At 72.7% G+C, this 23110-nt stretch carries 18 protein-coding genes, 1 tRNA gene and 1 riboswitch; of the genes, 4 read left to right on the plus strand and 15 right to left on the minus strand.

Annotated features, from left to right (window positions below; translation table 11 throughout):
- Positions 1 to 63 precede the first annotated feature (63 nt).
- Positions 64 to 136: transfer RNA gene (locus ACFE7W_RS20090), tRNA-Thr, on the minus strand.
- Between the two features lie 230 nt (positions 137 to 366).
- On the opposite strand from ACFE7W_RS20090, the gene ACFE7W_RS20095 reads away from it, so the two are divergent.
- Entirely contained in the window at positions 367 to 597 is a 231-nt protein-coding gene (locus ACFE7W_RS20095; protein ID WP_375426607.1) for a hypothetical protein, read from the plus strand.
- A gap of 84 nt (positions 598 to 681) precedes the next feature.
- Here the strand turns inward: ACFE7W_RS20095 and ACFE7W_RS20100 are convergent, their stop codons facing one another.
- From ACFE7W_RS20100 to ACFE7W_RS20140, 9 genes are all read right to left on the minus strand, one after another.
- The gene (locus ACFE7W_RS20100; RefSeq protein ID WP_375426608.1) at positions 682 to 2253 is read right to left on the minus strand and encodes an alpha/beta hydrolase; all 1572 of its coding nucleotides are present in this window, start codon (positions 2251 to 2253) and stop codon (positions 682 to 684) included.
- Positions 2254 to 2321: 68 nt separating this feature from the next.
- Positions 2322 to 3236 carry a stage 0 sporulation family protein gene (locus tag ACFE7W_RS20105; RefSeq protein ID WP_375426609.1) on the minus strand — a complete coding sequence of 305 codons (915 nt, stop codon included), beginning with the start codon at positions 3234 to 3236 and terminating at the stop codon, positions 2322 to 2324.
- A gap of 131 nt (positions 3237 to 3367) precedes the next feature.
- Positions 3368 to 3961 carry a transglycosylase family protein gene (locus ACFE7W_RS20110; protein ID WP_375426610.1) on the minus strand — a complete coding sequence of 198 codons (594 nt, stop codon included), beginning with the start codon at positions 3959 to 3961 and terminating at the stop codon, positions 3368 to 3370.
- A 63-nt stretch (positions 3962 to 4024) separates the two neighbouring features.
- Positions 4025 to 4190: riboswitch (cyclic di-AMP (ydaO/yuaA leader) on the minus strand.
- A gap of 526 nt (positions 4191 to 4716) precedes the next feature.
- Complete coding sequence (locus ACFE7W_RS20115) at positions 4717 to 5859, minus strand: DNA polymerase III subunit delta' (RefSeq protein WP_375426631.1); 1143 nt, start codon at positions 5857 to 5859, stop codon at positions 4717 to 4719.
- Positions 5860 to 5900: 41 nt separating this feature from the next.
- Positions 5901 to 6563 carry a dTMP kinase gene (gene tmk / locus ACFE7W_RS20120; protein ID WP_375426611.1) on the minus strand — a complete coding sequence of 221 codons (663 nt, stop codon included), beginning with the start codon at positions 6561 to 6563 and terminating at the stop codon, positions 5901 to 5903.
- Positions 6560 to 8044: a hypothetical protein gene (locus tag ACFE7W_RS20125; protein WP_375426612.1), complete on the minus strand. Its 1485-nt coding sequence runs from the start codon at positions 8042 to 8044 to the stop codon at positions 6560 to 6562. The genes tmk and ACFE7W_RS20125 overlap by 4 nt, the downstream gene beginning before the upstream one ends.
- Before the next feature lie 58 nt (positions 8045 to 8102).
- Positions 8103 to 10853, minus strand: a complete 2751-nt coding sequence (gene topA / locus ACFE7W_RS20130; RefSeq protein WP_375426613.1) for a type I DNA topoisomerase — start codon at positions 10851 to 10853, stop codon at positions 8103 to 8105.
- Positions 10854 to 11001: 148 nt separating this feature from the next.
- The gene (locus tag ACFE7W_RS20135) at positions 11002 to 12507 is read right to left on the minus strand and encodes a methyltransferase (protein ID WP_375426614.1); all 1506 of its coding nucleotides are present in this window, start codon (positions 12505 to 12507) and stop codon (positions 11002 to 11004) included.
- A 35-nt stretch (positions 12508 to 12542) separates the two neighbouring features.
- Positions 12543 to 14426 carry a propionyl-CoA synthetase gene (locus ACFE7W_RS20140; RefSeq protein WP_375426615.1) on the minus strand — a complete coding sequence of 628 codons (1884 nt, stop codon included), beginning with the start codon at positions 14424 to 14426 and terminating at the stop codon, positions 12543 to 12545.
- A 73-nt stretch (positions 14427 to 14499) separates the two neighbouring features.
- Between ACFE7W_RS20140 and ACFE7W_RS20145 the strand changes: the two genes are divergently transcribed.
- Positions 14500 to 15411, plus strand: a complete 912-nt coding sequence (locus ACFE7W_RS20145) for an oxygenase MpaB family protein (RefSeq protein WP_375426616.1) — start codon at positions 14500 to 14502, stop codon at positions 15409 to 15411.
- A gap of 94 nt (positions 15412 to 15505) precedes the next feature.
- Here the strand turns inward: ACFE7W_RS20145 and ACFE7W_RS20150 are convergent, their stop codons facing one another.
- Together ACFE7W_RS20150 and ACFE7W_RS20155 are read right to left on the minus strand one after the other, a co-directional pair.
- On the minus strand, positions 15506 to 16651 hold the full coding sequence (locus tag ACFE7W_RS20150) for a lysostaphin resistance A-like protein (RefSeq protein WP_375426617.1): 1146 nt from the start codon (positions 16649 to 16651) through the stop codon (positions 15506 to 15508).
- 113 nt (positions 16652 to 16764) lie between these two features.
- Positions 16765 to 19149: a sodium-translocating pyrophosphatase gene (locus ACFE7W_RS20155; protein ID WP_375426618.1), complete on the minus strand. Its 2385-nt coding sequence runs from the start codon at positions 19147 to 19149 to the stop codon at positions 16765 to 16767.
- Between the two features lie 155 nt (positions 19150 to 19304).
- On the opposite strand from ACFE7W_RS20155, the gene ACFE7W_RS20160 reads away from it, so the two are divergent.
- The gene (locus ACFE7W_RS20160) at positions 19305 to 21629 is read left to right on the plus strand and encodes a DEAD/DEAH box helicase (RefSeq protein ID WP_375426619.1); all 2325 of its coding nucleotides are present in this window, start codon (positions 19305 to 19307) and stop codon (positions 21627 to 21629) included.
- 70 nt (positions 21630 to 21699) lie between these two features.
- Positions 21700 to 21951 carry a DUF6191 domain-containing protein gene (locus ACFE7W_RS20165; protein WP_375426620.1) on the plus strand — a complete coding sequence of 84 codons (252 nt, stop codon included), beginning with the start codon at positions 21700 to 21702 and terminating at the stop codon, positions 21949 to 21951.
- 26 nt (positions 21952 to 21977) lie between these two features.
- Here the strand turns inward: ACFE7W_RS20165 and ACFE7W_RS20170 are convergent, their stop codons facing one another.
- Genes ACFE7W_RS20170 through ACFE7W_RS20180 form a run of 3 tightly spaced genes read right to left on the minus strand, consistent with a single transcriptional unit; the run spans position 21978 to position 23023 of the window.
- Positions 21978 to 22367: an Rv3654c family TadE-like protein gene (locus ACFE7W_RS20170; protein ID WP_375426621.1), complete on the minus strand. Its 390-nt coding sequence runs from the start codon at positions 22365 to 22367 to the stop codon at positions 21978 to 21980.
- Complete coding sequence (locus tag ACFE7W_RS20175; RefSeq protein ID WP_375426622.1) at positions 22364 to 22726, minus strand: TadE family type IV pilus minor pilin; 363 nt, start codon at positions 22724 to 22726, stop codon at positions 22364 to 22366. The genes ACFE7W_RS20170 and ACFE7W_RS20175 overlap by 4 nt, the downstream gene beginning before the upstream one ends.
- Before the next feature lie 30 nt (positions 22727 to 22756).
- Positions 22757 to 23023: a DUF4244 domain-containing protein gene (locus ACFE7W_RS20180; RefSeq protein ID WP_375426623.1), complete on the minus strand. Its 267-nt coding sequence runs from the start codon at positions 23021 to 23023 to the stop codon at positions 22757 to 22759.
- Positions 23024 to 23110: the final 87 nt, after the last annotated feature.

Here is a 23110-nt window from a genome sequence, read left to right on the forward strand (position 1 = left end):
CCATGTAAAACATCAACCGCAGCAGCCATGTCAACCATCACCCGAAGGCATACACTGACGCTGAGCCGCCTCGGGGAATCGAACCCCGGACCTACGCATTACGAGTGCGTTGCTCTGCCATCTGAGCTAAGGCGGCGAGTGCGCCGCGGCCGGGGCCGCGTGGCACGGTCGCCCACTATATCGAGCCGCGGAGCTCTAGTCGAAGCGGATGGACGCGGGCTCGCAGCCTGCTCACAGCCCTGGTCCGTGTCCGGCACAGGCGGCTCCGGTGGTCTGGGGGCGTGCGCATCCCGGGCTCGACGGGGCCCGGGAGGCGCATCCACCACGCCGAACTCGAACGACCCGCCGACCCGAAGGGTGACTCCCATGACCGACAACCAGGCCCCCCAGCCCGAGCAGGGCGCCCCAGGCGCGCAGAGCGCGACCGAACCCGAGAAGACGCCCACGCACTGGCGGACCCGGCGTTGGCTCGCCGGCGCGACGCTGGTCACCGTGGGTCTGGCCGCCGGCGGCGGGGTGACCTACGCCTTCACGGCAACCAACAACGACGGGGCCGGGAACGGCACCTCAGCGGTCAGCTACGGCGAGCCCACCTGACCGATGAGGGGACGTGCGTAACCACTGCGTGGGCCTTCGACAGGCTCAGGACGCTGTGATGAGGCTCAGGACGGGTCGCGAGGGTCAGGAGGTACAGCGGACACCGTCGGGCGGAACCTGGTCCTGGACGAGGTAGGCGTCGACGAGACCACGGATGCAGCTGCTCTGGCCGTACGCGGTGTGCCCCTCACCCTCGAGGGTGACCAGGACGCCGGAGCTCAGCTGGTGGGCCATGCCCACCGCGTCCTCGTACGGGGTGGCCGGGTCGCCGGTGGTGCCCACCACGACGATCGGCCGGGCCCCCGTCGCGGTGATCTTCGGCTCCTTGGGCGCCGGGGCGACCGGCCAGAGCGGGCAGACCAGGTCCGGGCCGGCCAACGGGCCCAGCAGGGGCGCCAACTCGCCGTCCCGCTTGGCCTCCCGCTCCGCCGCAGCCACGCTGGTGTCCTGGCTGTCCAGGCAGCGGATGGCCGGAAAGGCGTCGACGATCTGGCCGTAGGTGCCGTTGCTGCTGCGGAAGTTGCCCGCGTCGGCCAGCTCCAGCAGGTCGCGCCCGTTCCCCTTCTCGGCCGTTTCGAGAGCCTTGAGCAGCCGCGGCCAGTCGTCGCGCTCGTAGAGCGGGTCCACGACTCCCTGGACGCCCTGGGCCTGGCTCAGCTGCCGGTCGCCCACCGGCAGCGGACGGCCGTCCAGACCGGTCAGCAGCGTGCGGACCCGGCTCAGGACCTCTGTCTGGCCGGCTCCGAGCGGGCGCCCGGCGGCGGTCGCGGCCCACGCGGCGAAGTGGGTCAGGGCGCGCTCGAATCCCTCGATCTGGCTGACCTTGTCGCCGGAGATGTTGACGGCGCCGTCGAGGACCAGGTGGCCGACGTGGTCTGGGTAGGTCTGGGCGTAGAGCGCGCCGATCTGGGTTCCGTAGGAGGCGCCGAGGTAGTTGAGCCTCGCGTCCCCGACCAGGCCGCGGAGCAGGTCGAGGTCCTGCACCGTCGCCGCCGTGGAGATGTGCTCCAGCAGCGAACCCGAACGCGCCAGGCACGAGGTACCGAAGGCGTAGTTCTCGGCCTGCAGCCGCTGCTCCTCCGCGGCGTCGTCCGGTGAGACGTCGACGGAGAAGTACCGGTCCAGCTCGGCGGAGCCGAAACAGGTCACCGGTGTCGACGCACCGACGCCTCGCGGGTCCCAGCCGACCACGTCGTAGCGCTCGAGACCCTTGGCGTTGAAGCCGGCGGCGTAGCCGCGACCGGAGCCGCCCGGCCCGCCCGGATTGACGAACAGCGTGCCCAGCCGGTCGGGCGCCGTGGCGTCGCGCTTGGCGAGGGCCAGGGTGATCGCCGTCCCGTCCGGGTCGGCGTAGTCCAGCGGGGCCAAGACGGAGGCACAGCTCACCCCCTTGGCGCAGGGCCGCCAGCGCAGCGCCTGCCGGCGGTACCGGTCCAGGCCCGAACCCGCAGGTGGGTCGGTGAACCCGGCCGGTCGGACGTCTGGTACCGGCTGGACCGGACGACCCGTGGCCGACGGCGAGGGCAGCGCCGTCGGGGTGACCAGTGGCGACGGCGCCGGCTCGGGGGCTGGAGCAGGAGCCGAGCAGGCGGCGAGGCCGACGGCGAGCAGCACGGTCAGGACGGCCCGCCGCTGACGTCGGGGCGCGGCGGGCATGGTGCGAGCCTACGTGGCGCCCTTCGACAGGCTCAGGGAACAGCGACGGCTCAGGGAACGGCGACGGCTCAGGAAGCGGTGGGGTCCTGGTGGCGGCGGTGGCGGCGCTTGCGGGGCGGGGCGGGGGGCCCCTCGGGCTCGGGGAGGGGCGCGGTCCGGGTGGCGAAGACCTCGCGGGAGCCGCAGACGCCGGCGCGGGAGCAGCTCGAGACCGTGCCACCGGCATTCATCCGGACCAGCACCGCGTCGGCGGGCACGGAGTGGCCGACGACGACGCCGTCGCCGTCCGGGGTGCTCACCTTCGCGCCGACCCGGGGCGCCTGCTCGGCGAACTCGACGTAGAGCGGGTGCTCGTACTTGAGGCAGCACATCAGCCGGCCGCAGGCCCCCGAGATCTTCATCGGGTTGGGCGGCAGGTCCTGCGTCTTGGCCATCCGCAGGCTCACCGGCTCGAAGTCCTTGAGGAACGTCGCGCAGCAGAGGTCCCGGCCGCAGCTGCCGAGGCCACCGGTCAGCCGGGCGCCGTCGCGTGAGCCGACCTGACGCAGGTCGATCCGGGTCCGTAGCGCCCGGGCCAGTTCGCCGACCAGGACCCGGAAATCCACCCGCTGCGGCGCCGTGAAGTAGACGACGGTCAGCTCGTCGTAGCTGTCGCCGGAGTCGACGTAGTCGATCCCGACCACCTTCATCGGCAGCTCGTGCGCCCGGATCAGCTGCTTGGCCACCAGCTTGGCCTGCGCGCGGCGCCGGCGGTTGGTCGCGTCGCGCTCGAGGTGCGCCTCCTCGGCCACTCCCGCACACTGCGGCAGGTCCGAGAAACCACCGTCCTCCACCCACTCCGGCGCCCAGACGCACTCGGCGACCTCGGGTCCGGACTCGGTGGGCACCAGCACCCGGTCACCCACGCGGTAGTCGCGCTCGCCCGGGTCGAGGTAGTAGAGCCGCCCGTAGCGCTCGAACGAGACTGCCATCACCCGGGCCACCGGCCCAGACTAAGTCGCCCCCGCGAGAAGAGAAAGCGCCTCGGGAGAACGGAAGCCCGGCAGATGCGGGTCTGCCGGGCTTCCACGGGTGGGCGTACTGGGGGGCAGGTCCCACCCGCGCCAGGGAACGTCTACGCGATCTTCAGGACCTCGCCGATGCTGATCCGGTTCGGGTCGGGCACCGACTTCTTGTTCATCTTCCACAAGCCCTTCCAGCCACCCTTGACCGAGTAGCGGCGGGCGATCTTGGCGAGGGTGTCGCCCTGGCGGACCCGAGCGGTGCCGGCCTGGTGCTTCGAGCCGGAGGCCGCCTTCTTGGTCCAGCTGACGGTCTTCTTCTTGACCGCCTTCTTCTTCGCGCCCGGGTTCGTCGACGGGGTGGCGTGCTTGTTCGCCTTGCCGTTGCTCTTGGTCAGGTGCGCACGCCGCCCGCAGCTGGCCCAGGCTCCGGCACCCTGCCCGGCCAGCACCCGCCGGGCGATCGCGATCTGCTCGGGCTTGCTGGCGTGGTTGGCCTTGCCCGCGTACTTTCCGCCGCCGTAGCCCTTCCAGGTCCGGGAGGCGAACTGCAGTCCGCCGTAGTAGCCGTTGCCGGTGTTGATCTTCCAACGGCCTCCGCTCTCGCACGAGGCGACCTTGTCCCAGACGGTCTTCGCACTCGCGGGGGCAGCCCCGGCGGCGCTGATACCCACGGCCAGAGCCACCGCGGCGAAGATGCCGACCACGCGACGAAGAAGAGGGTTGAGGATGCGGCAACTGGCCCGCGCAAGTGACGTCGACAACGTCTCACCTTTCCTGACTGACGTCTGCGAAGTTAGCTGACGGGTTCGGACGATCAGGTGCCCGGCGGCCCCGGAAAATGTCCCGGGAATACGCTTTACCCCAGGCGCCCTGAGCCCAGGGCGCCGCTGGTTCCTCCGCCTTCGCTGCGCCCGAGACCGTCTCGACCAGGGAGCCCGTCCAGCGAAGCTCGACGTGACGGACCCGCGTCCCGACTGCTGGCCCGAGCAGCAGTCAGGTCCTACCAGGTCACGCTCTCAACACCGTTCGATCACGAACCGATCACGGACCGGGATCAAGGTAGAGGTCGCGCCCCTCTGGGCGCAACCCCTTGCGCGGGGCCAGATCCGGCTGGACGTCGACGACTGATTCCGAAGCAATCACGGGCGATCAGTGCGGCCTTGGACCCGTGATCGAGCGGTCGATCTTCGGATAGTCGCCATCCGCAGCGTCCGAGCGGAGCTCGAAAGGCGGTACGTGGCGTGGCCCGCTCACCCGGCCACGACGCATCTCCGGCTCGGAAGCCCCCTGCGGGGATCGGGCCCGGGGACGACAGAACCCCAGGGCACCAGCCCTGGGGTTCGGGTCGATCTACGGTTTCAGTTGTCGGAGAGGACGCTCGGGGGTTCGTCCCCTCCGGCAACCGAGGGCAACGTTACTGCACCTGCCGTGGAAATTCGAGTCCCCGCGTGATGTCTGCTCATCCTTCGACCAGAGCGATGAGGGTGGACTCGACGGCCAGCAGCGGGGCGACGTTGCCCTCCAGAGCCGTCCGGCACCCCAGCAGGGCGTCGATGCGGCGCAGGGTGGCCTCGGCACTGGAGCGCCGCGCCAGCACCTTCACCGACGGTTCGAGATCGCTGTTCACGAGCGGCGCACCGGACCGCGTCTGAACGCTGAGAACGTCGCGGTAAAAGCCGGTCAACTCTGTCAGAGCACGATCGATAGCGTCACGTTGAAAGCGTTTCGCCCGCGCTTTCTGCTGGTCTTCCAGCTCTTTCATGGCTGATTGTGCCTGGCGTGGCCGCGCCCCCCGGGTGCCGAATCCGAGCGCTTCCTCGAGCGCGGCGCGCTCGCGGGCGTCGACGGCCGCCGTCGCTGCCGTCGCCTCCGCTGCGCAGGCCTCCACCAGGGTGGCCGCCGCGGTGAGGCAGGCTCCCAGGTCGTGCAGCTCGGCCGGGATCTGCAGGATCTGACGACGCCGCTGCCGCGCCCCCTCGTCCCGCGCGAGCGCCCGGGCCCGGCCGACATGACCCTGGGCGACCCGGGCCACGTACGCGGCCAGCTCGGGCTCCACCCCGTCCCGCTGCTGCAGCAGGGCCGCCACCGCAGCCGTGCCCGGGGTCTGCAGCACCAGGCTGCGACAGCGTGAGCGGATGGTCACCACCACGTCGTCAGGCATCGGCGCGCACAGCACCCACACCGTGAGCGGCGCCGGCTCCTCGATGCTCTTGAGCAGGGCGTCCGCGCCGCGCTCGGTGACCCGGTCGGCGTCCTCGACCACGATGACCTGGCGTCGGCGGTGGGTCGGGCTCATGGCCGCCCGCCGCACGAGGTCCCGGACCTCGTCCACCCCGATCGACAGCATCTCGGTCCGGACCAGGGTCACGTCGGGATGGGCACCGGAGAGGGCGGTCCGGCACTCGGTGCAGACCCCGCAGCCGCCGTCGGGACACTGCAGCGCCGCCGCGAACGCACGCGCAGCGTTCGAGCGCCCCGAGCCGGGCGGCCCGGTGACCAGCCAGGCGTGGCTCATCGCGTGCGGCTCGCCCGCCACCGCCCGGCGCAGTGTGGCCACAGCGGCGTCCTGTCCGACGAGATCGGCCCAGACGCCGGAAGCCATCACCGACGCGGCCGGGGACGGGGTCGGGGCGGGAGCGCTGGTCACGGCTCAAGTCTGCCCGAGCGCGGTGACACTACCGCCCCACCTCCGGCGCGGGACAGCACCCGCTGGACGCGGAGCCAGATCTCCTCGGCCAGCTCGTCGCGGCCGCGGCGTGCGGCCAGCACCAGGTACCGTGACGGGTCCCGGCCCGCGAGCTCCAGGAAGTGCGCGCGGGCCCGCTCGTGGAACGTCAGCCCGGCCGCCTCGACCCGGTCGAGATCGGCCTTGGCCTGGACCGCCTGCCGGGGGTCCACGTCCAGCAGCACCGTCACGTCCGGACGCAGGTCCTGGGTCGCCCACCGCGCCACCTGCTCGACCTCGGCCGCCGCCAGCACCCGACCGGCGCCCTGATAGGCGAGCATCGAGTCGACGTAGCGGTCGCAGACCACCACCGCACCGCGGTCCAGCGCGGGTCGCACCACGGCGTGCAGGTGCTGGGCCTTGTCGGCGGCGTAGAGCAGGGCCTCCGCACGCGGGTCCAGGTCGCCGGTCGCCGGGTCCAGCACGAGAGCACGGATCCGGTGGCCCGCCGGAGAGTCCCCGGGCTCGAAGGTGCGGACGACCTCGCGTCCGGTCCTCTCGAGCCGGCGGCAGAGCCGGTCCACCTGGGTCGTCTTGCCCACGCCGTCGCCGCCCTCGAAGACGACGAACGCCCCGCTCACCCGGTGAGCTTCCGGCCGGCCTTGGTCCAGGCCCTGACGAACGCCGTCCGCGCCTGCCGGGTCTGCTCCAAGGCCTGCTCGTAGACGCGGCCCGCCGCGAACGCCTGCTCCGGGGTGAGGCCGGCGACCTCGGTGGCGGCGAGGTGGCCGGCGGCGGCCCGGGCCAGGAGCCGGCGCGGCTTGGCCAGCCGGCGGCTGACCGCGGCCGCGCGGTCGGGCAGCACGTGCACCGCCACGGCAGCCGCGGCGTCGACCAGGCCGACCGCCCGTCGCACCTCGTCCCAGGCCGCCAGGTCCTCCGGGTCGACCGTCGAGGCATCGACGGCGACCTGAGTTCGATCCAGTGCCGTCTGCACCAGCCGGGCGACCACCTGGGCGGCCGTGCCGTTGGTGCTGTCGGCGGCCCGCGGCCCGCGTCCCGCGGCCACCAGCCGGTCCAGCAGCGCCAGGTAGCGCTCGCCCCGGATCCGGGTCGCCAGCTGGGCGGCCGTCAGTGGTTGCCCGGGGAGCATCCACTCGAGCTCGTCGGCCACCTCCTCAGGCCAGCTGGCCGCCAGCGCCAGGCTGACGCCGGCCAGCTCGGCCTGCAGCAACCGGGCCTGGTCGACCAGCCGTTCGCACGCCCGCAGGTCGCCGCCGCGGACGGCCAGGTCGGCCTCGACCATCCGGCGCAGCCGGAGGCCGACCAGCTGGCCGACGAACCTGCGGAACGAGCCGTCGGGCTCGAACGGTCCGGGCTCGCCGACGTCGCTCGGGCTGGTCGCCGGAGCACCCAGCCGGGTGACCAGTCGCGGGAACCGGGTCACCTCGGTGGCACCGGCACCCACCAGCGCCCGGTCCAGCCACGCTGTCTGCTCGTCGTCCAGCCCCGGCCCGACCGGGGTCAGCATCACCTCGCGGTAGCGGGCGGTGGTCAAACCACCCCGGCGCACCGTCACCTTGTCGTCGCGCAGCAGGGCGACGGTCGCCCCGTGGTCGGCGCGCAGCGCGAACTCGCGCCGGTCGCAGCGCAGCGCGGCCACCGGTCCCAGCGCGGCACGGCGACGCAGCGGCCGGATCAGGTCGGCCAGCTCCTCGGGCAGGTCGGCGTGACCCATCGTCTCGATCCGGTCCTTGGGCAGCAGCGGCTGCCAGTCGGGCGCGGTCAGGTACCACTCGCCGCGGCCGTCGAGCACCCGGTGCGCCAGCAGCACGCCGGAGCGGATCAGTCGGTGATCCGGAGCGTCCAGCAGCGTGACGTCGATCTCGTACGCAGCGTTGTGACCGACCCGCGTGACCAGGTTGCGCAGCCCGAACGCCGGGTTGACCAGCCGCGGCTCGACCGCGCTGTAGGGCATGTCGTACAGCCGCTGGCCGGGCGGCCGGACGCGGCGGGGCGCCGGCGTCGGAACCAGCGGGGCGGCCCGCTCGGCCGGCGAACGCTCCTGCGTCGGACGCTCGGCCGGCCAGCCGGACGCGATGCCACCCCGACGTTCGGTCACGACGCTTCCCGGGGCACGGGGTCAGCCTGGCACACCGACCGAGCCCCGTCCTGACGGCTCAGCGCGCTCCGGCCTCCGCGGCCGGCGCCTTGGCCGGGGCCTTCTTCGCCGCGGCCTTCTTGGCGGGAGCCTTCTTCGCCGCCGTCTTGCGCGCCGGGGCCGACTTCTTGGCCGGGGCGCGCTTCTTCGGTGCCGGACCCTTGGCCCGCTTCTCCGCCAGCAGCTCCGCGGCCCGCTCGGGCGTGATGGTCTCGATCTCGTCGTCGCGGCGCAGGGTCGCGTTGAACTCGCCGTCGGTCACGTACGCCCCGAAGCGGCCGTCCTTGATCACCATCGGCGCGCCGGAGACCGGGTCGGGGCCCAGCTCCTTCAGCGGCGGCTTCGCGGCGGCCCGGCCCCGCTGCTTGGGCTGGGCGTAGATGGCCAGGGCCTCCTCGAGGGTGATCGAGAAGATCTGGTCCTCACCCGTCAGCGACCGCGAGTCGGTACCGCGCTTCAGGTAGGGGCCGTAGCGGCCGTTCTGGGCGGTGATCTCGAGGCCGTCGCCGTCCAGGCCGACCACCCGCGGCAGGCTCATCAGCTCCAGCGCCTGCTCCAGCGCGACCGTCTCCACGCTCATCGAGGCGAACAGCGAACCAGTCCGGGCCTTCGCGTTCTTCGGCGCGTCCTCGGGGAGGAGCTCGGTCACGTAGGGACCGAAGCGGCCGTTGCGCGCGACCACGGTGTTGCCGGTCTCGGGGTCGACGCCGAGCTCACGCTCCTCGCCCATCGGCTTGCTCAGCAGTTCGCGGGCCAGCTCGAGGGTGAGCTCGTCGGGCGGCAGCTCGTCGTCGACTCCTGCCCGACGGGCCTCCGCGTCCTCGACGTAGGTGCCGTAGCGCCCGACCCGGACCACGATCTCGCTCTCGTCCTCCAGGTCCCCGATCGGGAAGGTGGAGAGCTTGCGGGCGTCGATGTCGCCCAGCTCCGACACCAGCCGCTGCAGCCCTTCGTGGTCCCCCCTCGCACGGTCACCATCGCCCTCGGGCGAGCCGAAGTAGAAGTCGGTCAGCACTCCGAGCCGGGCCGCGTGACCCTCGGCGATCTGGTCGAGGACCTGCTCCATCTCGGCGGTGAACTTGTAGTCCACCAGCTTGGGGAAGTGCTCCTCCAGCAGCCGCGTGACCGCGAAGGCCAGCCAGGTCGGCACCAGCGCCGACCCCTTCTTGAACACGTAGTCGCGCGAGGTGATGGTGCGGATGATCGAGGCGTAGGTCGAGGGCCGGCCGATCTCCAGCTCCTCCAGCTTGGCTACCAGCGACGGCTCGGTGTAGCGGGCCGGCGGCCGGGTCTCGTGGCCGGAGGCGGTGACGCTGTCGGGCCGCAGGGACTGGCCCTGGGCCAGCTGCGGCAGCCGCGTTTGGGCGTCGTCGGAGGCCGAGTCGTCGTCGTGGGACTCCACGTAGGCCTTGAGGAAGCCGTGGAACGTGATCGTGCGGCCGGACGCGGTGAACCGGCAGACCTCGGCGGCCGGGCGGGTCGCGTCGATCCGGACGGTGATGGACTGACCCTCGGCGTCCTTCATCTGCGAGGCGACGGTGCGCATCCAGATCAGCTCGTAGAGACGGAACTGGTCACCGGTCAGCTTGGTCTGGGCCGGGGTCTGGAAGGCGTCGCCGGCGGGTCGGATCGCCTCGTGCGCCTCCTGCGCGCCCTTGACCTTGCTCGCGTAGACGCGCGGCTTGTCGGGCAGGTAGCTGGCGCCGAACAGCTGGCGGACCTGGTTGCGGGCGGCGGTGATCGCGGTCTGGGACAGCACCGAGGAGTCCGTACGCATGTAGGTGATGAACCCGCCCTCGTAAAGGTCCTGGGCTACCGACATCGCCCGCTGCGCGGTGAAACCGAGCTTGCGACCGGCCTCCTGCTGCATCGTCGTGGTGCGGAAGGGCGGGTAGGGCTTGCGGCTGTACGGCTTGGACTCGACACTCTGGACGGCGTAGCTCGCACCGCGCAGTCCGGTGGCCAGCGCCTGCGCTGCGGTCTCGTCGAGGTGGACCAGCTGCTCGCCCGGCTTCGTGCCGAGGGCGCCGTGGCTGTCGAAGTCACGACCCTGGGCCACCCGACGCTCGCCCACGTGGGTCAGCCGGGCGCCGAACAGCGGCGGGTCGGCGGGGGCTCCGGCGTCGAGCACCGCGTCCAGGTCCCAGTACGAGGCCGAGCGGAAGGCGATCCGCTCCCGCTCGCGGTCCACGACGAGCCGGGTCGCCACCGACTGGACGCGGCCGGCCGACAGCCGCGGCATCACCTTCTTCCACAGCACCGGCGACACCTCGTAGCCGTACAACCGGTCGAGAATCCGGCGGGTCTCCTGGGCGTCGACCTTGTCGGTGTCGAGCTCGCGCGGGTTGGCCACGGCGTCGGCGATAGCCTGCTGGGTGATCTCGCGGAACACCATCCGGCGGACGGGGACCTTCGGCTTCAGCTCCTGCAGCAGGTGCCAGGCGATGGCCTCGCCCTCGCGGTCGTCGTCGGTGGCCAGCAGCAGCTCGTCCGAGCCGGCCAGCGCGTCCTTGAGGGTGCGCATGGTGGCGCGCTTGTCGGGGCTGACGACGTAGATCGGCTCGAAGCCGTGGTCGACGTCGATACCGGTGCGGGCCCACTTCTCGCCCTTGTACTTGGCCGGGACCTCGGCGGCCCCGGTCGGCAGGTCCCGCACGTGACCGCGGCTGGACTCGACGACATAACCGTCCCCGAGGTAGCCCGCGATCGTCTTCACCTTGGTGGGCGACTCCACGATCACGAGCCGCTTGCCACCTGCTTTGCCTGCCACGCTGCTTCCTGTCTCTTGGCCGTACCAGGCCAAACTCGGCCCTCCCCACGGCGGTTCCCGCGCGGATCGGTGCGCCGTCCCCCCGCTCGGGGGCTCGGCGCGCTCACTCTACGACCGCCGTCCACCCCCGCCGCGCACGCGGACACGCTCAGGACAGGAAACCGTCGACCACCGCGACACGGACGCGAGGCAGCAGCTCGGCGGTCAGCGCGTCGGCGTCGACCTCGAGCAGACCGGCCACCGTGCTGATCAGCCGGTCCAGGGCGAGGTCGCCGTCGCAGGCCCCGAGCACCGCCGCGAACGCTGTGCCGGGCTCGATCGCCCGGCGGAAGCCCCGCTGCTGACGCAGCACCAGGTGCTGCGGGTCGGCGGCCCCCGGCAGGCCCGTCGTCTCCTCGACCACGTCGGCCGCGAGCCGCCAAGGGTGGGCCAGCAGCGCCTCGTCCGTCAGCGTCTGCACCCGGGCGACCGCCGTCAGCTCGGCGGCCAGGGCGGGGGCAATCGGCTGCTCGATTCCGTACGGCCACTCCTCGACCCGCCGCCACGGGTCGTCGCGGCCGGCCTTGTGCAGCAGCAGCCAGCCCATCCCCACGGCCTCGATGCCGAGTGCCTCGAAGTAGTCCAGCCACTCGGCGTAGCGACGGCGGTAGTCCGGCGACCCGGCCAGGCCGGCGTCGGCCAGCCACAGCTCGACGTAGGCGCAGGCGTCGAGCACCTCGCGCTGGACGACGTGGGCGTCGCACCCGCTCTCGGCGAGCCAGCCGTCGATCCGCTCGGTCCAGTCCTGGCCCTCGACGAGGGCCCAGTTGGCCAGGACCTGGAGCGTGCCGCCGTCGCTCAGGTGCGCAGGGCCGTCGCGGACCATCCGTTCGACGAGACCGTCGGAGGTCCACGTCCCCTCGCGGTAGGCCAGCCGGTCGGCATCGGTCCGCGGCGGCGACAACACGTACGGCGGGTTGGTGGTGATCAGGTCGAAGCGCTCCCCGGCCACCGGCTCGTACAGGCTGCCGGCCCGCAGGTCGACGTCGAGCCCGTTGTCCCCCTCGAGCCCGTTGATGATCATGGTCAGCCGGGCCAGCTCGAGGGCGCGCGGGTTGAGGTCGGTGGCGACGACCGCATCAGCGTGCCGGGCCAGGTGCAGGCTCTGCACCCCGCAGCCGGTACCGAGATCGAGCGCTCGCCCGACCGGTCGGCGCAGGGTCAGCTGGGCCAGCGTGGTCGACGCCGACGACACGCCGAGGACGAAGTCGGGTCTCATCGGCCGGGTCTCGGTGTCGAGGTTGGGCGACAGGTCAGAGACCACCCAGCCGCTCGCGCCGTCGTCACTGGCGTACGGGCGGACGTCGACCTCAGCCCTGATTGTTCTGTCACCCCGGCTGAGGACGCCGGCGGCGGTGAGCGGGTCGACCAGTCCGGGCAGCGCCGCCTCCAGCGCGTCCGCCGGCACGGTCTGCTGCAGCAGCCACAGCCGGGTCAGCACCGCCAGCGGGTCGCGGTCGGTCCCCAACGCCCGGACGCCCGCGACCGTGCTGTTGCGGCCGAGCGCGGCGTGCGCTACCGGACCGATCCGGTCGACGACCGCGTCCACCCCGTAGCGGTGCTCGGTGAACGCGGCCCGCAGGTCGGCGGCCTGGGCGGGAGTCAGGGTGTGCACCGGCTCATGCTGCACCACCGCGCGCTGAGCCCGGCTCAGGGCGCGAGGACCGGACGGAGGGCCTCGATCACGGAGGCGTCCTCGATGGTCGAGGGGACCGGGCCCGGCCGGCCGTCGGCGATCTCGCGCATGGTGCGGCGCAGCACCTTGCCCGAGCGGGTCTTGGGCAGGGCGGCCACCACGTCGACGCGACGAAGGGAGGCCAACGGTCCGATCTCGGCCCGGACCAGGGCGACCAGTTCGGCGGCGAGCCGCTCGGCCGGGATGTCGACACCCTCCTTCACCACCACCAGCCCGCGGGGCAGCTGGCCCTTCAGCTCGTCGGCGACCCCGATCACCGCGCACTCGGCGACCGCCGGGTGCGAGGCGAGCACCGACTCCATCGCCCCGGTCGACAGCCGGTGGCCCGCCACGTTGATCACGTCATCGGTGCGGCCCATCACGAACAGGTAGCCGTCGGCGTCGACGTAGCCGCCGTCGCCGCTGAGGTAGTAGCCGGGGTGGGCCTGGAGGTAGCCCCGCCGGAAGCGGTCGTCGTCGCCCCACACGGTCGGCAGGGTGCCGGGCGGCAGCGGCAGCCGGAGGCAGATCGCACCCTCGCTCCCGGCGGGCAGCTCGGTCCCGTCGGCGCCGAGCACCCGCACGTCGAAGCCGGGCACGGGCACCGAGGGCGATCCGGCGACCAGGGGCAACGGCTCCAGGCCGCGGGGGTTGGCCGCGATCGGCCAGCCGGTCTCGGTCTGCCACCAGTGGTCGACGACGGGGACGGCTAGCCGCTCCCCCGCCCACCGGAAGGTCTCGGGGTCCAGTCGCTCGCCGGCCAGGAACAGCGTCTGCAGGCTCGAGAGGTCGTAGCGCCCGATCAGCTTCCCCTCCGGGTCCACCTTGCGGATCGCCCGTAGTGCGGTCGGCGCGGTGAACAGCGCCTTGACGCGGTGCTCGGCCACCACGCGCCAGAAGGCCGCGGCGTCCGGCGTCCCCACCGGCTTGCCCTCGTACAGGACGGTGGTCGCGCCGACGAACAGCGGCGCGTACACGATGTAGGAGTGCCCGACCACCCAGCCGACGTCGCTGGCGGTGAACATGACGTCACCGGGGCCGATGTCGTAGACGGCACCCATGGAGTAGGTCAGGGCGACCGCGTGCCCGCCGTGGTCGCGGACGATGCCCTTCGGCTTTCCGGTGGTGCCGGAGGTGTAGAGGATGTAGAGCGGGTCGGTCGCCGCGACCTGTGCGCACTCCGCCGGCGGGAACTGCCCGGGCCGCATCAAGGCGGCGAGGTCGAGATCACGTCCGGGCTTCAGCTGAGCCGGGGCCTGTTCGCGCTGGAGCACCAGGCACCAGTCGGGCTGGTGCCGGCTGCGGTCCAGGGCGGCGTCCAGCAGGGGCAGGTACTCCACCACGCGGCTGGGCTCCAGGCCGCAGGACGCGGTGATCACCACCGTCGGCTCGGCGTCGTCGATCCTCTGCGCCAGCTCGGCGGGTGCGAACCCGCCGAAGACGACCGAGTGCACCGCGCCGATCCGGGCGCAGGCCAGCATGGCGAACACCGCCTCGGGGATCATCGGCAGGTAGATGACCACCCGGTCGCCACGGGTGACGCCGAGCTCACGCAGGGCGCCGCCGAGCTGGGCCACCCGCTCGAGCAGCTCGGCGTAGGTGTAGCTGCGGCGGGTGCCGGTGTAGGCGGAGTGGAAGATCAGCGCCGGCTCGTCGGCCATGCCGCGGACCACGTGCCGGTCCAACGCGTTGTAGCAGGTGTTGAGGACGCCGTCGGGGAACCACCGGCCGACCGGACCCGCGTCGTGGTCGAAGACCGTGGCCGGTCGGCGGAACCAGTCGACCGCGCGGGCCTGCTCGGCCCAGAACCCGTCCCGGTCGTCCAGACTGCGTCGGTAGGCCTCCGCGTAGGCGCCCATCGCCCCTCCCCTTCGAGTAGTGCCGTCTCGGCACCGGCCGGCCCGCTTGTCCGCTCAGCGTACGATCCGCGACGTGCTCGCCAGTCTCCTGGACACCCGCCTGCTGGACCCCCGCACGCTGGTCACGCGCTCGCGCGCCGGGCTCACCGCCACCGTCCGGGACAAGATCGGCGGCGACACGTTCGCCGACACCCACGAGCGGATCTGGTTCACCGAGGGTGAGCGATGGTTCGCCGACAGCGACCCGATCTGGCGGGTGCACGGGGACGCGGCCATGTTCATCGGCGGCATCCGCGCCCTGCTGCTGCAGTCGCTGCACCCGGTGGCGATGCTGGGGGTCAGCGAGCATTCCGGGTTTCGCAGCGACCCCTGGGGCCGGCTGCAGCGGACCAGCACCTACCTCGCCACCACCACGTACGGCACCGTCGAGGACGCGGAGCGGATCATCCGGATCGTCCGGGCGATCCACGGCCGGGTCACCGGCACCACCCCGGGCGGGGAGCCGTACCGGGCCGACGACCCGCACCTGCTCGGCTGGGTGCACGTCGCCGAGGTCGACAGCTTCGTGTCGGCGTACCAGGCTTTCGGCGGCCGTCGGCTGACCAGGGCCGAGGTGGACACCTACGTGGCCCAGTCCGGTTCCGTCGCCGAGCGGCTCGGCGTGGTCGACCCGCCGCAGACCTGGGCCGAGAACCAGGCCCTGCTCGAGGCCTACCGACCCGAGCTCAGCTCGTCACCGGCCGCTCGCGACGTCGCGCACTTCCTGCTGCGGGAGCCGCCGCTGACCGGCCCGTCCAAGCTCGGCTACGCCGCGCTGGCCGCCGGCGCGGTCTCGCTGCTGCCGCCCTGGGTGCGCTCGACGTTGCTGCTACCCACCCTGCCGACGACGGACCGTTTCGTGGTCCGGCCGGTGGTGCGGTCAGCGCTCGCGGCTCTGCGCTGGGCTCTCGCCGACCCGACCGGGATGCCCGAGCCCCGTCGTTGAGCAGAACCCTGGTCCCGGCGGTCATCGGGTAGACCTGAACCGGGACTATGCGGCCGCGGTCTACCCACTCCTGCTTGGCGAGGGGAGCTGCCCCTCAGCGAGGCTCAGGGCCGGGAGGTCGCGGGCCCACCGGCGGCCACCCGGGCATCGGCGCCGGTCGGGCTGCGGGGCGGGAGCGGTTGGCCAGCCCTGACCGCTTGGCCTGCCACCAGATCAGCGCGAGCGCGACGCCGTGGACGGCCAGGGCCAGGCCGAACTCTCCGGGCGTGCCCTTGGTGTCGCTGCCGACGAAGGCGGTCTGCCAGCCGCCGATCCCGATGCTGACCACGAAGACCAGCACGTTGTTGGTGGCGTGCATGGCGATTCCGGCCTCGAGGCCGCCGGTCCGCCACGCGGCGAGGCAGCTGGCCACCGCCAGGCACGCGATGCTGCCCAGCACCCAGATGTCCGGGCTGCCGTGGGCCGCGGCGAACAGGACGGCGGATACGGTCGTGCCGACCACGAGGCCGACGACGGGACGGGCGAACCAGGAGCCGACATTGAGCAGGATGAAGCCGCGGAAGAAGTACTCCTCCCCGGCCGCCTGCAGCGGGGTCATCACCACCATGATGAGCAGCAGCGCGACCCAGTGGGCAGGGCGGCCTGGCTCAGGCGGGTCGGTCAGTACACCCAGGCCGACGTAGAGCAGCCAGACCGGCACGGTGATCGCGAGGCAACGCAGCAGCCAGCGCCAGCGCAGGCCCCCGGTGACCGCGGCCACGAACCGGGGCCGCACGCCGTAGACGATCCAGATCGACAGGGTGGTGGTGGGGATGAGCAGGATCAGCGACAGGTTGAGGGCGACGAAGCCGACGGGGCCGAGGTGGGCGGTGTCGGTGATCGTGGTGATGACGTAGCTGACGAGGTTGGACTGCCCGGTCGCCAGGCCGACCACCACCGGTGGCACGAGGGTCAAGAAGCTGGCCACCACGTACAGGCCGAGGGCCAGCAGCGCCGCGAGCAGCGGTTTCCACCAGCGGCGCCGCGGCCCGCGCAGCAGCTGCGGGTAGCGCTGCGGCTCGGTCGGCAGCGCCGGCGGCCGCGGGGACGGAGTCCAGCCGTACGGGGGCAGGGTCGCGGGCTGCGGAGAGTTCTGAGCCATCGGTCCCGGGAGTGGTGGGGGCGGGTAGCCCGCCAGCCGTGGGTCCGGCTCGGGGTGGTCGGGCGCGTCGCCCGGCGGGCGGCCGTAGGTCTCAGACATCGCGGCCCAGTGTGCCATCGGCCCCGGACCAGGAAGTCTGGTTCGGGGCCGAGAGAGCGAGATCTCGTGACAACCTCAGCCGGACGCCCGGCTGAGGCCTGGGAGGTGACCCGTCAGAGGGTGTGCTCCCGCTCCGCCGGGACCGGCGTCTCCTCGACGGCCTCACCGACCGTGGTGGTCGGCGCAGCGTCGTCGGTGTCGGCGCCCGGGGTGTCGGCGATGGCGACGTGGCGACGCGAGCTGACCGCGACGGCGGCCACGATGATCGCCACGGCCGCGAGCGCGATCAGGTAGCGCCAGGCGCTCGGGCTGTCGCTGAGCGGGGACATGGCCACGACCGCCGGAGCGATCAGCACCGCGACCAGGTTCATCACCTTGATCAGCGGGTTGATGGCCGGACCGGCCGTGTCCTTGAACGGGTCGCCGACGGTGTCACCGATGACGGTGGCCTCGTGCGCGGACGAGCCCTTGCCGCCGTAGATGCCGTCCTCGACGAGCTTCTTGGCGTTGTCCCACGCGCCACCGGAGTTGGCCAGGAACACCGCCATCAAGGTCCCCGAGGCGATGGCCCCACCGAGGTAGCCGGCCAGCGCCGAGGCGCCGAGACCGAAACCGACGGCCACCGGCGCGAAGATCGCCAGCAGGCCCGGCGTCGCCAGCTCGCGCAGCGAGTCCTTGGTCACGATGTCGACGACCTTGCCGTACTCCGGCTTGCCGGTGCCCTCCATGATCCCGGGGATCTCCCGGAACTGGCGGCGCACCTCGAAGACGACCGCACCGGCCGCCCGGCCGACGGCGCTGATGGCCAGGCCGGAGAACAGGAACACCACGGCCGCACCGAGGATCAGTCCGACCAGGGTCTGCGGGGCGAAGACGACGGCCTCGCTGGTGAACTGCGCGTAGCGGTCGGCCAGCACGTCGCGGATGGCGTCGGTGTAGGAGCCGAAGAGCGCCGTCGCCGCCAGCACCGCGGTGGAGATGGCGATGCCCTTGGTGATGGCCTTGGTCGTGTTGCCGACGGCGTCGAGCTCGGTGAGGATCTGCGCGCCCTCCCCGTGCACGTCGCCGGACATCTCGGCGATGCCCTGCGCGTTGTCCGACACCGGTCCGAAGGTGTCCATGGCCACGATCACGCCGACGGTGGTCAGCAGGCCACAGCCCGCCAGGGCGATGGCGAACAGCGCGACCACGCCGGAGCCGCCGAGCAGGAACGCCCCGTACACGGCGGCCGCGATCACGATGGCGGTGTAGACGGCCGACTCGAGGCCGACCGAGATGCCTGAGAGGACCACGGTGGCCGCACCGGTGAGGGAGGTCCGGGCGACGTCCTGGACGGGCTTGTCCTCGGTGCCGGTGTAGTAGCCGGTCAGGGACAAGATGATGACGGCGAGGACGATGCCGATGATGACGGCACCGATGGCCACCACCCGCGGGTCGTCGATCGGGCCGGTGAAGGCCGCGGCACCGGGCACGTTCAGCGCGGCGAACGAGGACGGCAGGTAGGCGAAGGCCGCGATGGCGCACAGCACCGCCGAGATCCCCGCCGACAGGTAGAACGCGCGGTTGATGGTCTTCAGGCCACCCTCGCTCGGCCGGGGCCGGGTGAGGTAGATGCCGATGATCGCCGTGAGCACGCCGATGGCCGGCACGATCAGGGGAAACACCAGGCCGGCCTCGCCGAACGCCGCCTTGCCCAGGATGAGGGAGGCGACCAGCGTCACCGCGTAGGACTCGAACAGGTCGGCCGCCATCCCGGCACAGTCGCCCACGTTGTCGCCCACGTTGTCGGCGATGGTGGCGGCGTTGCGCGGGTCGTCCTCGGGGATGCCCTGCTCCACCTTGCCCACCAGGTCCGCACCGACGTCGGCCGCCTTGGTGAAGATACCGCCGCCGACGCGCATGAACATGGCGAGCATGGCGGCCCCGAAGCCGAAGCCCTCGAGGATGACGGGGGCGTCGCTGCGGAAGATCAGGACGACGATCGCCGCGCCACCCAGGCCGAGGCCGACCGTCGACATGCCGACGTGCGCTCCGGTCCGGAAGGCGATCTTCATCGCCGGGTCGCGGCCCTCGCTCCGCGCGGCCGAGGCCACGCGGACGTTCGCCCGCACCGCCAGCCACATGCCGAGGTAGCCGATCAGCGCCGAGAAACCCGCCCCGGCCAGGAAGGCCAGCGAGCGTCCGATCCGCAGCGTCCACTCACCGAAGTCGTCACTTCCGCGCGCCGGCAGCGCCAGCAGCAGGAAGAACGCGGCGACCGCGAAGACCGCGAGCGTGCGGAACTGCCGGCCCAGGAAGGCACTCGCCCCCTCCTGCACGCCGACGGCGATCTCCTGCATGTTCTCGGTGCCCTCGTTGGCGGCCAGCACCTCGCGACGGAAGATGAAGGCCATGACGAGCGCCAGCAGCGCAACCGCGAGGACAATCACGACCAGCGTGAGATTGCCCCCCGAAACGGGGATGGCGGTGACTTCCAAAGGAACTGGAAGTGCGGACATATAACGTCCTCCTGAGCTGCATGCTGTGTTTCCGGACCGGTATGACCGGGCGAGTCTAACCACATGCACTACTGGTCCGCCCCTCGCGAGGCCCTCGTGGGCGGCCGACCCGTCGAGGCTCGGTCCAGGGCTGACGGTCGTGACAGGCTGGCGCGGTGCGGAGCGCGTCGGAGCAGCAGGCGGAGGCCGCCGTACGGCACGTCCGCCAGCTCGCGGCGAGGGAGGGCGTCCGAGCGGCCTGGCCGTCGTGGCTGCCCGACTCCGTGGTCGCCGCGCTGCAGCAGAACGGCATCCCCCAGCCCTGGGCGCACCAGGTCGACGCCGCCGAGGCGGCGTGGCGGGGGCAGCACGTCGCACTGGCCACCGGGACGGCGTCCGGCAAGTCCCTTGGCTACCTGATGCCCGTCCTGGCCAGCACCTACGCACGCGTGGAGCCGGCCGGACCGGTCCGCCCCCCGCCCACCGGGACGGCGGCGTGGCGGCTCGGCGGACGCCAGCACACCGCGCTCTACCTGTCCCCCACCAAGGCGCTCGCCCACGACCAGCTGCGGGCCTGCACCGCGTTGACGCTGCCCGGCTGGCCGGTGGCGGCCGTCGACGGCGACACCGACCTGGCGGTGCGCGACTGGGCTCGCGACCAGGCCGCCTACGTCTTCACCAACCCCGACCTCCTGCACCTGTCCCTGCTGCCCGGCCACGCCCGGTGGGCCCGGTTCCTGGCGGCGCTGCGCTTCGTGGTCGTCGACGAGGCCCACCGGTACCGCGGCGTCTTCGGCGCCCAGGTTGCCCTGGTGCTGCGACGGCTGCGACGGCTGGCGGCCTGGTACGGCGCCGAGCCCACCTTCGTCACCGCCTCCGCCACCTCGACCGGTGCGGCCGCGAGCACGGCCGCGCTGCTGGGCGTGGACGACGTGCGAGTCACCGTGGTGGACCAGGACCGCTCCGCCCGCGGCCCCGTCGAGCTGACCCTCTCGCAGCCCGACGGCGACGCCGACGACGCGACGGCCGACCTGCTGTCCCGCTCGGTCCGCGCCGGCGCGCAGACCATCGCCTTCGTCGGCAGCCGCCGGGGTGCCGAGCTGGTGGCACGACGTGCCCAGCGGCAGCTCGACGCCGTCCCCGCGGTGACAGCAGCCTCGGCCGGCCCGGAGCCGGTGGGGCCGGAGCCGATGGAGCCGGAGCCGTCGGTCGCGGCCTACCGCGGCGGCTACCTCGCCGACGACCGACGCCGGCTGGAACGGGACCTGCAGGAGGGACGGCTCCGGGGGGTCGCCGCCACCAACGCTCTCGAGCTGGGGGTGGACATCGCCGGTCTCGACGCCGTCATCCTCTCCGGCTTCCCGGGCACCCGCTCCGCCTTCTGGCAACAGGCCGGTCGCGCCGGCCGGCGCGGCCAGCCCGCATCGGTGACGCTGGTGGGTCGCGCCCACCCGCTGGACGCCTACCTGCTGGCCCACCCTGCCGCTCTGCTGGACGCTCCGGTCGAACCCACCGTGCTGCACCCCGAGCACCCCGAGCTGCTCGCACCCCAGCTGGCCGCGGCGGCGCAGGAGCTGCCGATGACCGAGGCCGACGGCGGCTACTTCGGCTCGACCACCGGTGGCCTGCTCCGTCGGCTCGCGGCCGGCGGCAGCCTCCGGCAGCGCGCCGAGAGCTGGTACTGGACCCGACCCGAGCGAGCCGTGGACTCCATCGACCTGCGCGGCTCCCGGCAGGGCACCGTGGAGATCATCGAGCTCGGGACCGGGCGCGTCCTCGGGCACGTCGACCCCCAGGCCGCCGACCGGACGGTGCACCCCGGGGCGGTGTACCTGCACCGGGGCGAGACCTACCTGGTCGAGGAGCTCGACCACCTGGCGTCCGAGGCGCTCGTCCGTCCCGCCCGGCCCGGCTACCTCACCCAGCCCCGGGTGCTCACCGAGGTGACCGTCCTGCAGCAGCAGGACCGTCGCCCGGTCGGTCGCGGCTGGCTGCACCTCGGCCAGATCTCGGTGACCACGCAGGTGACCGGCTACCTCCGACGCGACGAGACCCTCGGCACGGTCTGGGACCAGACGCCGCTGGAGCTGCCGGAGCACCGGCTCACCACCAGCGCGGCCTGGCTGACCCTCGACCTGGCCGACGTCGACCCCGAGCTTTCGCTGGCGCAGGTCACGGCCGGAGTGCACGCCGCCGAGCACGTCGCCCTCGGCCTGCTGCCGGCCTTCGCCGACTGCGACCGCTGGGACGTCCGCGGCCACTCCTCGACCGCGCCGGACCCGACGCTGTACTTCTACGACCAGGAGCCGGCCGGGTCGGGCGCCGCCGCCCAGGCGTTCGAGGTCGCCGGGCCGTGGCTCACGGCGGCCCGCGACCGGGTCGCCACCTGCGGCTGTGAGGCGGGCTGCCCGGCCTGCATCGTGACCGCCGACTGCGGCGAGCCGCGGCGTGGGCTCGACAAGAGGGCGGCCGCCGACCTGCTGGCCCTCGTCGCCGGCTGATCTGCGACCCGGCAAGCCATACTGGCTCCATGGTCAGCCGCCCCCGCCCGTCGCCACGGGCTGGGAGACGGTGAGCTTGTTCGAGATCTTCCAGCCCGGTATCCGCCACCTGCGAGAAGAGAGGGACCGACAAAACATGCTCGTCTCCAAACCCACCCACGGCGGGGGCGCTCCCCTGGGCATCGACCTCGAAGCCGGCATCGCCAAGATCAAGATCTCGCGACCGGCGCCCGCGGCCCCCGCCGAGGACCCGCCGACCGAACCGGAGCAGGCCGCGACCCAAGCCGCCGAGCCGGTCGAGAACCGACCCGACCAGACCTGAGCGACGGCTCCGGCACCTGAGCCGCCTCATCCGACCGGGCCTGCGTGAGCCTCGGCCTGCACCTGACGGGGCAGGCCGGCGACGTGGCTGGGCGTGCGGATGGATACCCGTACGGTCACCACGAAGCCGAGCTGGTCCCCGACCCGGTCGCAGCTGAGCAGACCAGCCCCGTTGCTGGTCGCGGACCGCCGCGCCTGCCCGCAGGCGTCCTGGCCCATCTCGAAGGCGCCTGCCGCGCTCACCGCCACCAGGTCCGCTGCCGCCCGGGCGCGGTGGTAGGCCACGGCGTACCCGGCCACGAGCATCAGCGTGTAGCTGAGCAGCACCACCACCCCCATCACCCCCGCCATGAGCACCGAGGCGCTGCCCCGCTCGTCGCGGCTGATCGGCCGCGAGGACCAGCCACCGGCGGTCACCGCGCCGCGCCTGGTTCCGGCACGACCACCGCTTCGGCACGCAGCGGCACCGCCGGCAGCCCCCGGAGAAACGGTCGGACTCGCAACGTCACGGTCACTCGCACCTGGTTTCGCTGCCGCTGCACGCCGATGACGGCCCCCTGCGGCGCCTCCTGCCGGGCTCGGGCGACCGCCGCCCGGTCCGACCGAGCCTCCTGCCGCGCTACGGCCGCGGCGGTGTCGACACAGCGCAGCTGCAGACCGATCAGGACCAGTCCCCAGCACATGAGCGCGAACAGGCTGAGCGCCGCCAGGATGGCGACGGCCAGCTCGGCCGTCACCATCCCGCGCGAGGTCCGCCGGCTCGCCCGACCCGCCACCCGGAGCCTTCCGACCCGTCCGGCGTCGACCTAGCCCAGCCCCACGGAGAAGTGCCGGATCACCTGGAGGATGAACTTCAAGATCGCCGCCTCGACTCCACCGCTGGTGACCACCGAGAGCAGCACCCCCGCGATCGCGATCGCGGCGATGATGCCGACCGCCCACTCCGCGCTCACCATCCCCCGCTCGCCGAGGGTGAGCCGACGACCCGGCCGCACCACGACCGCCGCCTCCGCCAGCCCCTCCTGCGCCACGGGAACCAGCCGGTCGCCCGTCGCGTCGATCGTTTCCTTCATGTTGTTCCTCCTCTGTCGAGCACCCCGGGGTGCGGCAGCCCAGCTGGCTGCGGAGAGAGTCTCCGGACGCGGGACCCGTTCGTGCGG

Source organism: uncultured Friedmanniella sp. (assembly GCF_964244285.1).
Classification (GTDB): Bacteria; Actinomycetota; Actinomycetes; order Propionibacteriales; family Propionibacteriaceae; genus Microlunatus.

What these genes read in the sequence shown, in the direction of transcription:
- ACFE7W_RS20115 (WP_375426631.1), bottom strand. Translation starts at nt 5,859, where the DNA reads ATGGCTTCCGGCGTCTGGGCCGATCTCGTCGGACAGGACGCCGCTGTG.
- ACFE7W_RS20095 (WP_375426607.1), top strand. Translation starts at nt 367, where the DNA reads ATGACCGACAACCAGGCCCCCCAGCCCGAGCAGGGCGCCCCAGGCGCG.
- ACFE7W_RS20180 (WP_375426623.1), bottom strand. Translation starts at nt 23,023, where the DNA reads ATGAAGGAAACGATCGACGCGACGGGCGACCGGCTGGTTCCCGTGGCG.
- ACFE7W_RS20150 (WP_375426617.1), bottom strand. Translation starts at nt 16,651, where the DNA reads ATGTCTGAGACCTACGGCCGCCCGCCGGGCGACGCGCCCGACCACCCC.
- ACFE7W_RS20100 (WP_375426608.1), bottom strand. Translation starts at nt 2,253, where the DNA reads ATGCCCGCCGCGCCCCGACGTCAGCGGCGGGCCGTCCTGACCGTGCTG.
- ACFE7W_RS20140 (WP_375426615.1), bottom strand. Translation starts at nt 14,426, where the DNA reads ATGGGCGCCTACGCGGAGGCCTACCGACGCAGTCTGGACGACCGGGAC.
- ACFE7W_RS20155 (WP_375426618.1), bottom strand. Translation starts at nt 19,149, where the DNA reads ATGTCCGCACTTCCAGTTCCTTTGGAAGTCACCGCCATCCCCGTTTCG.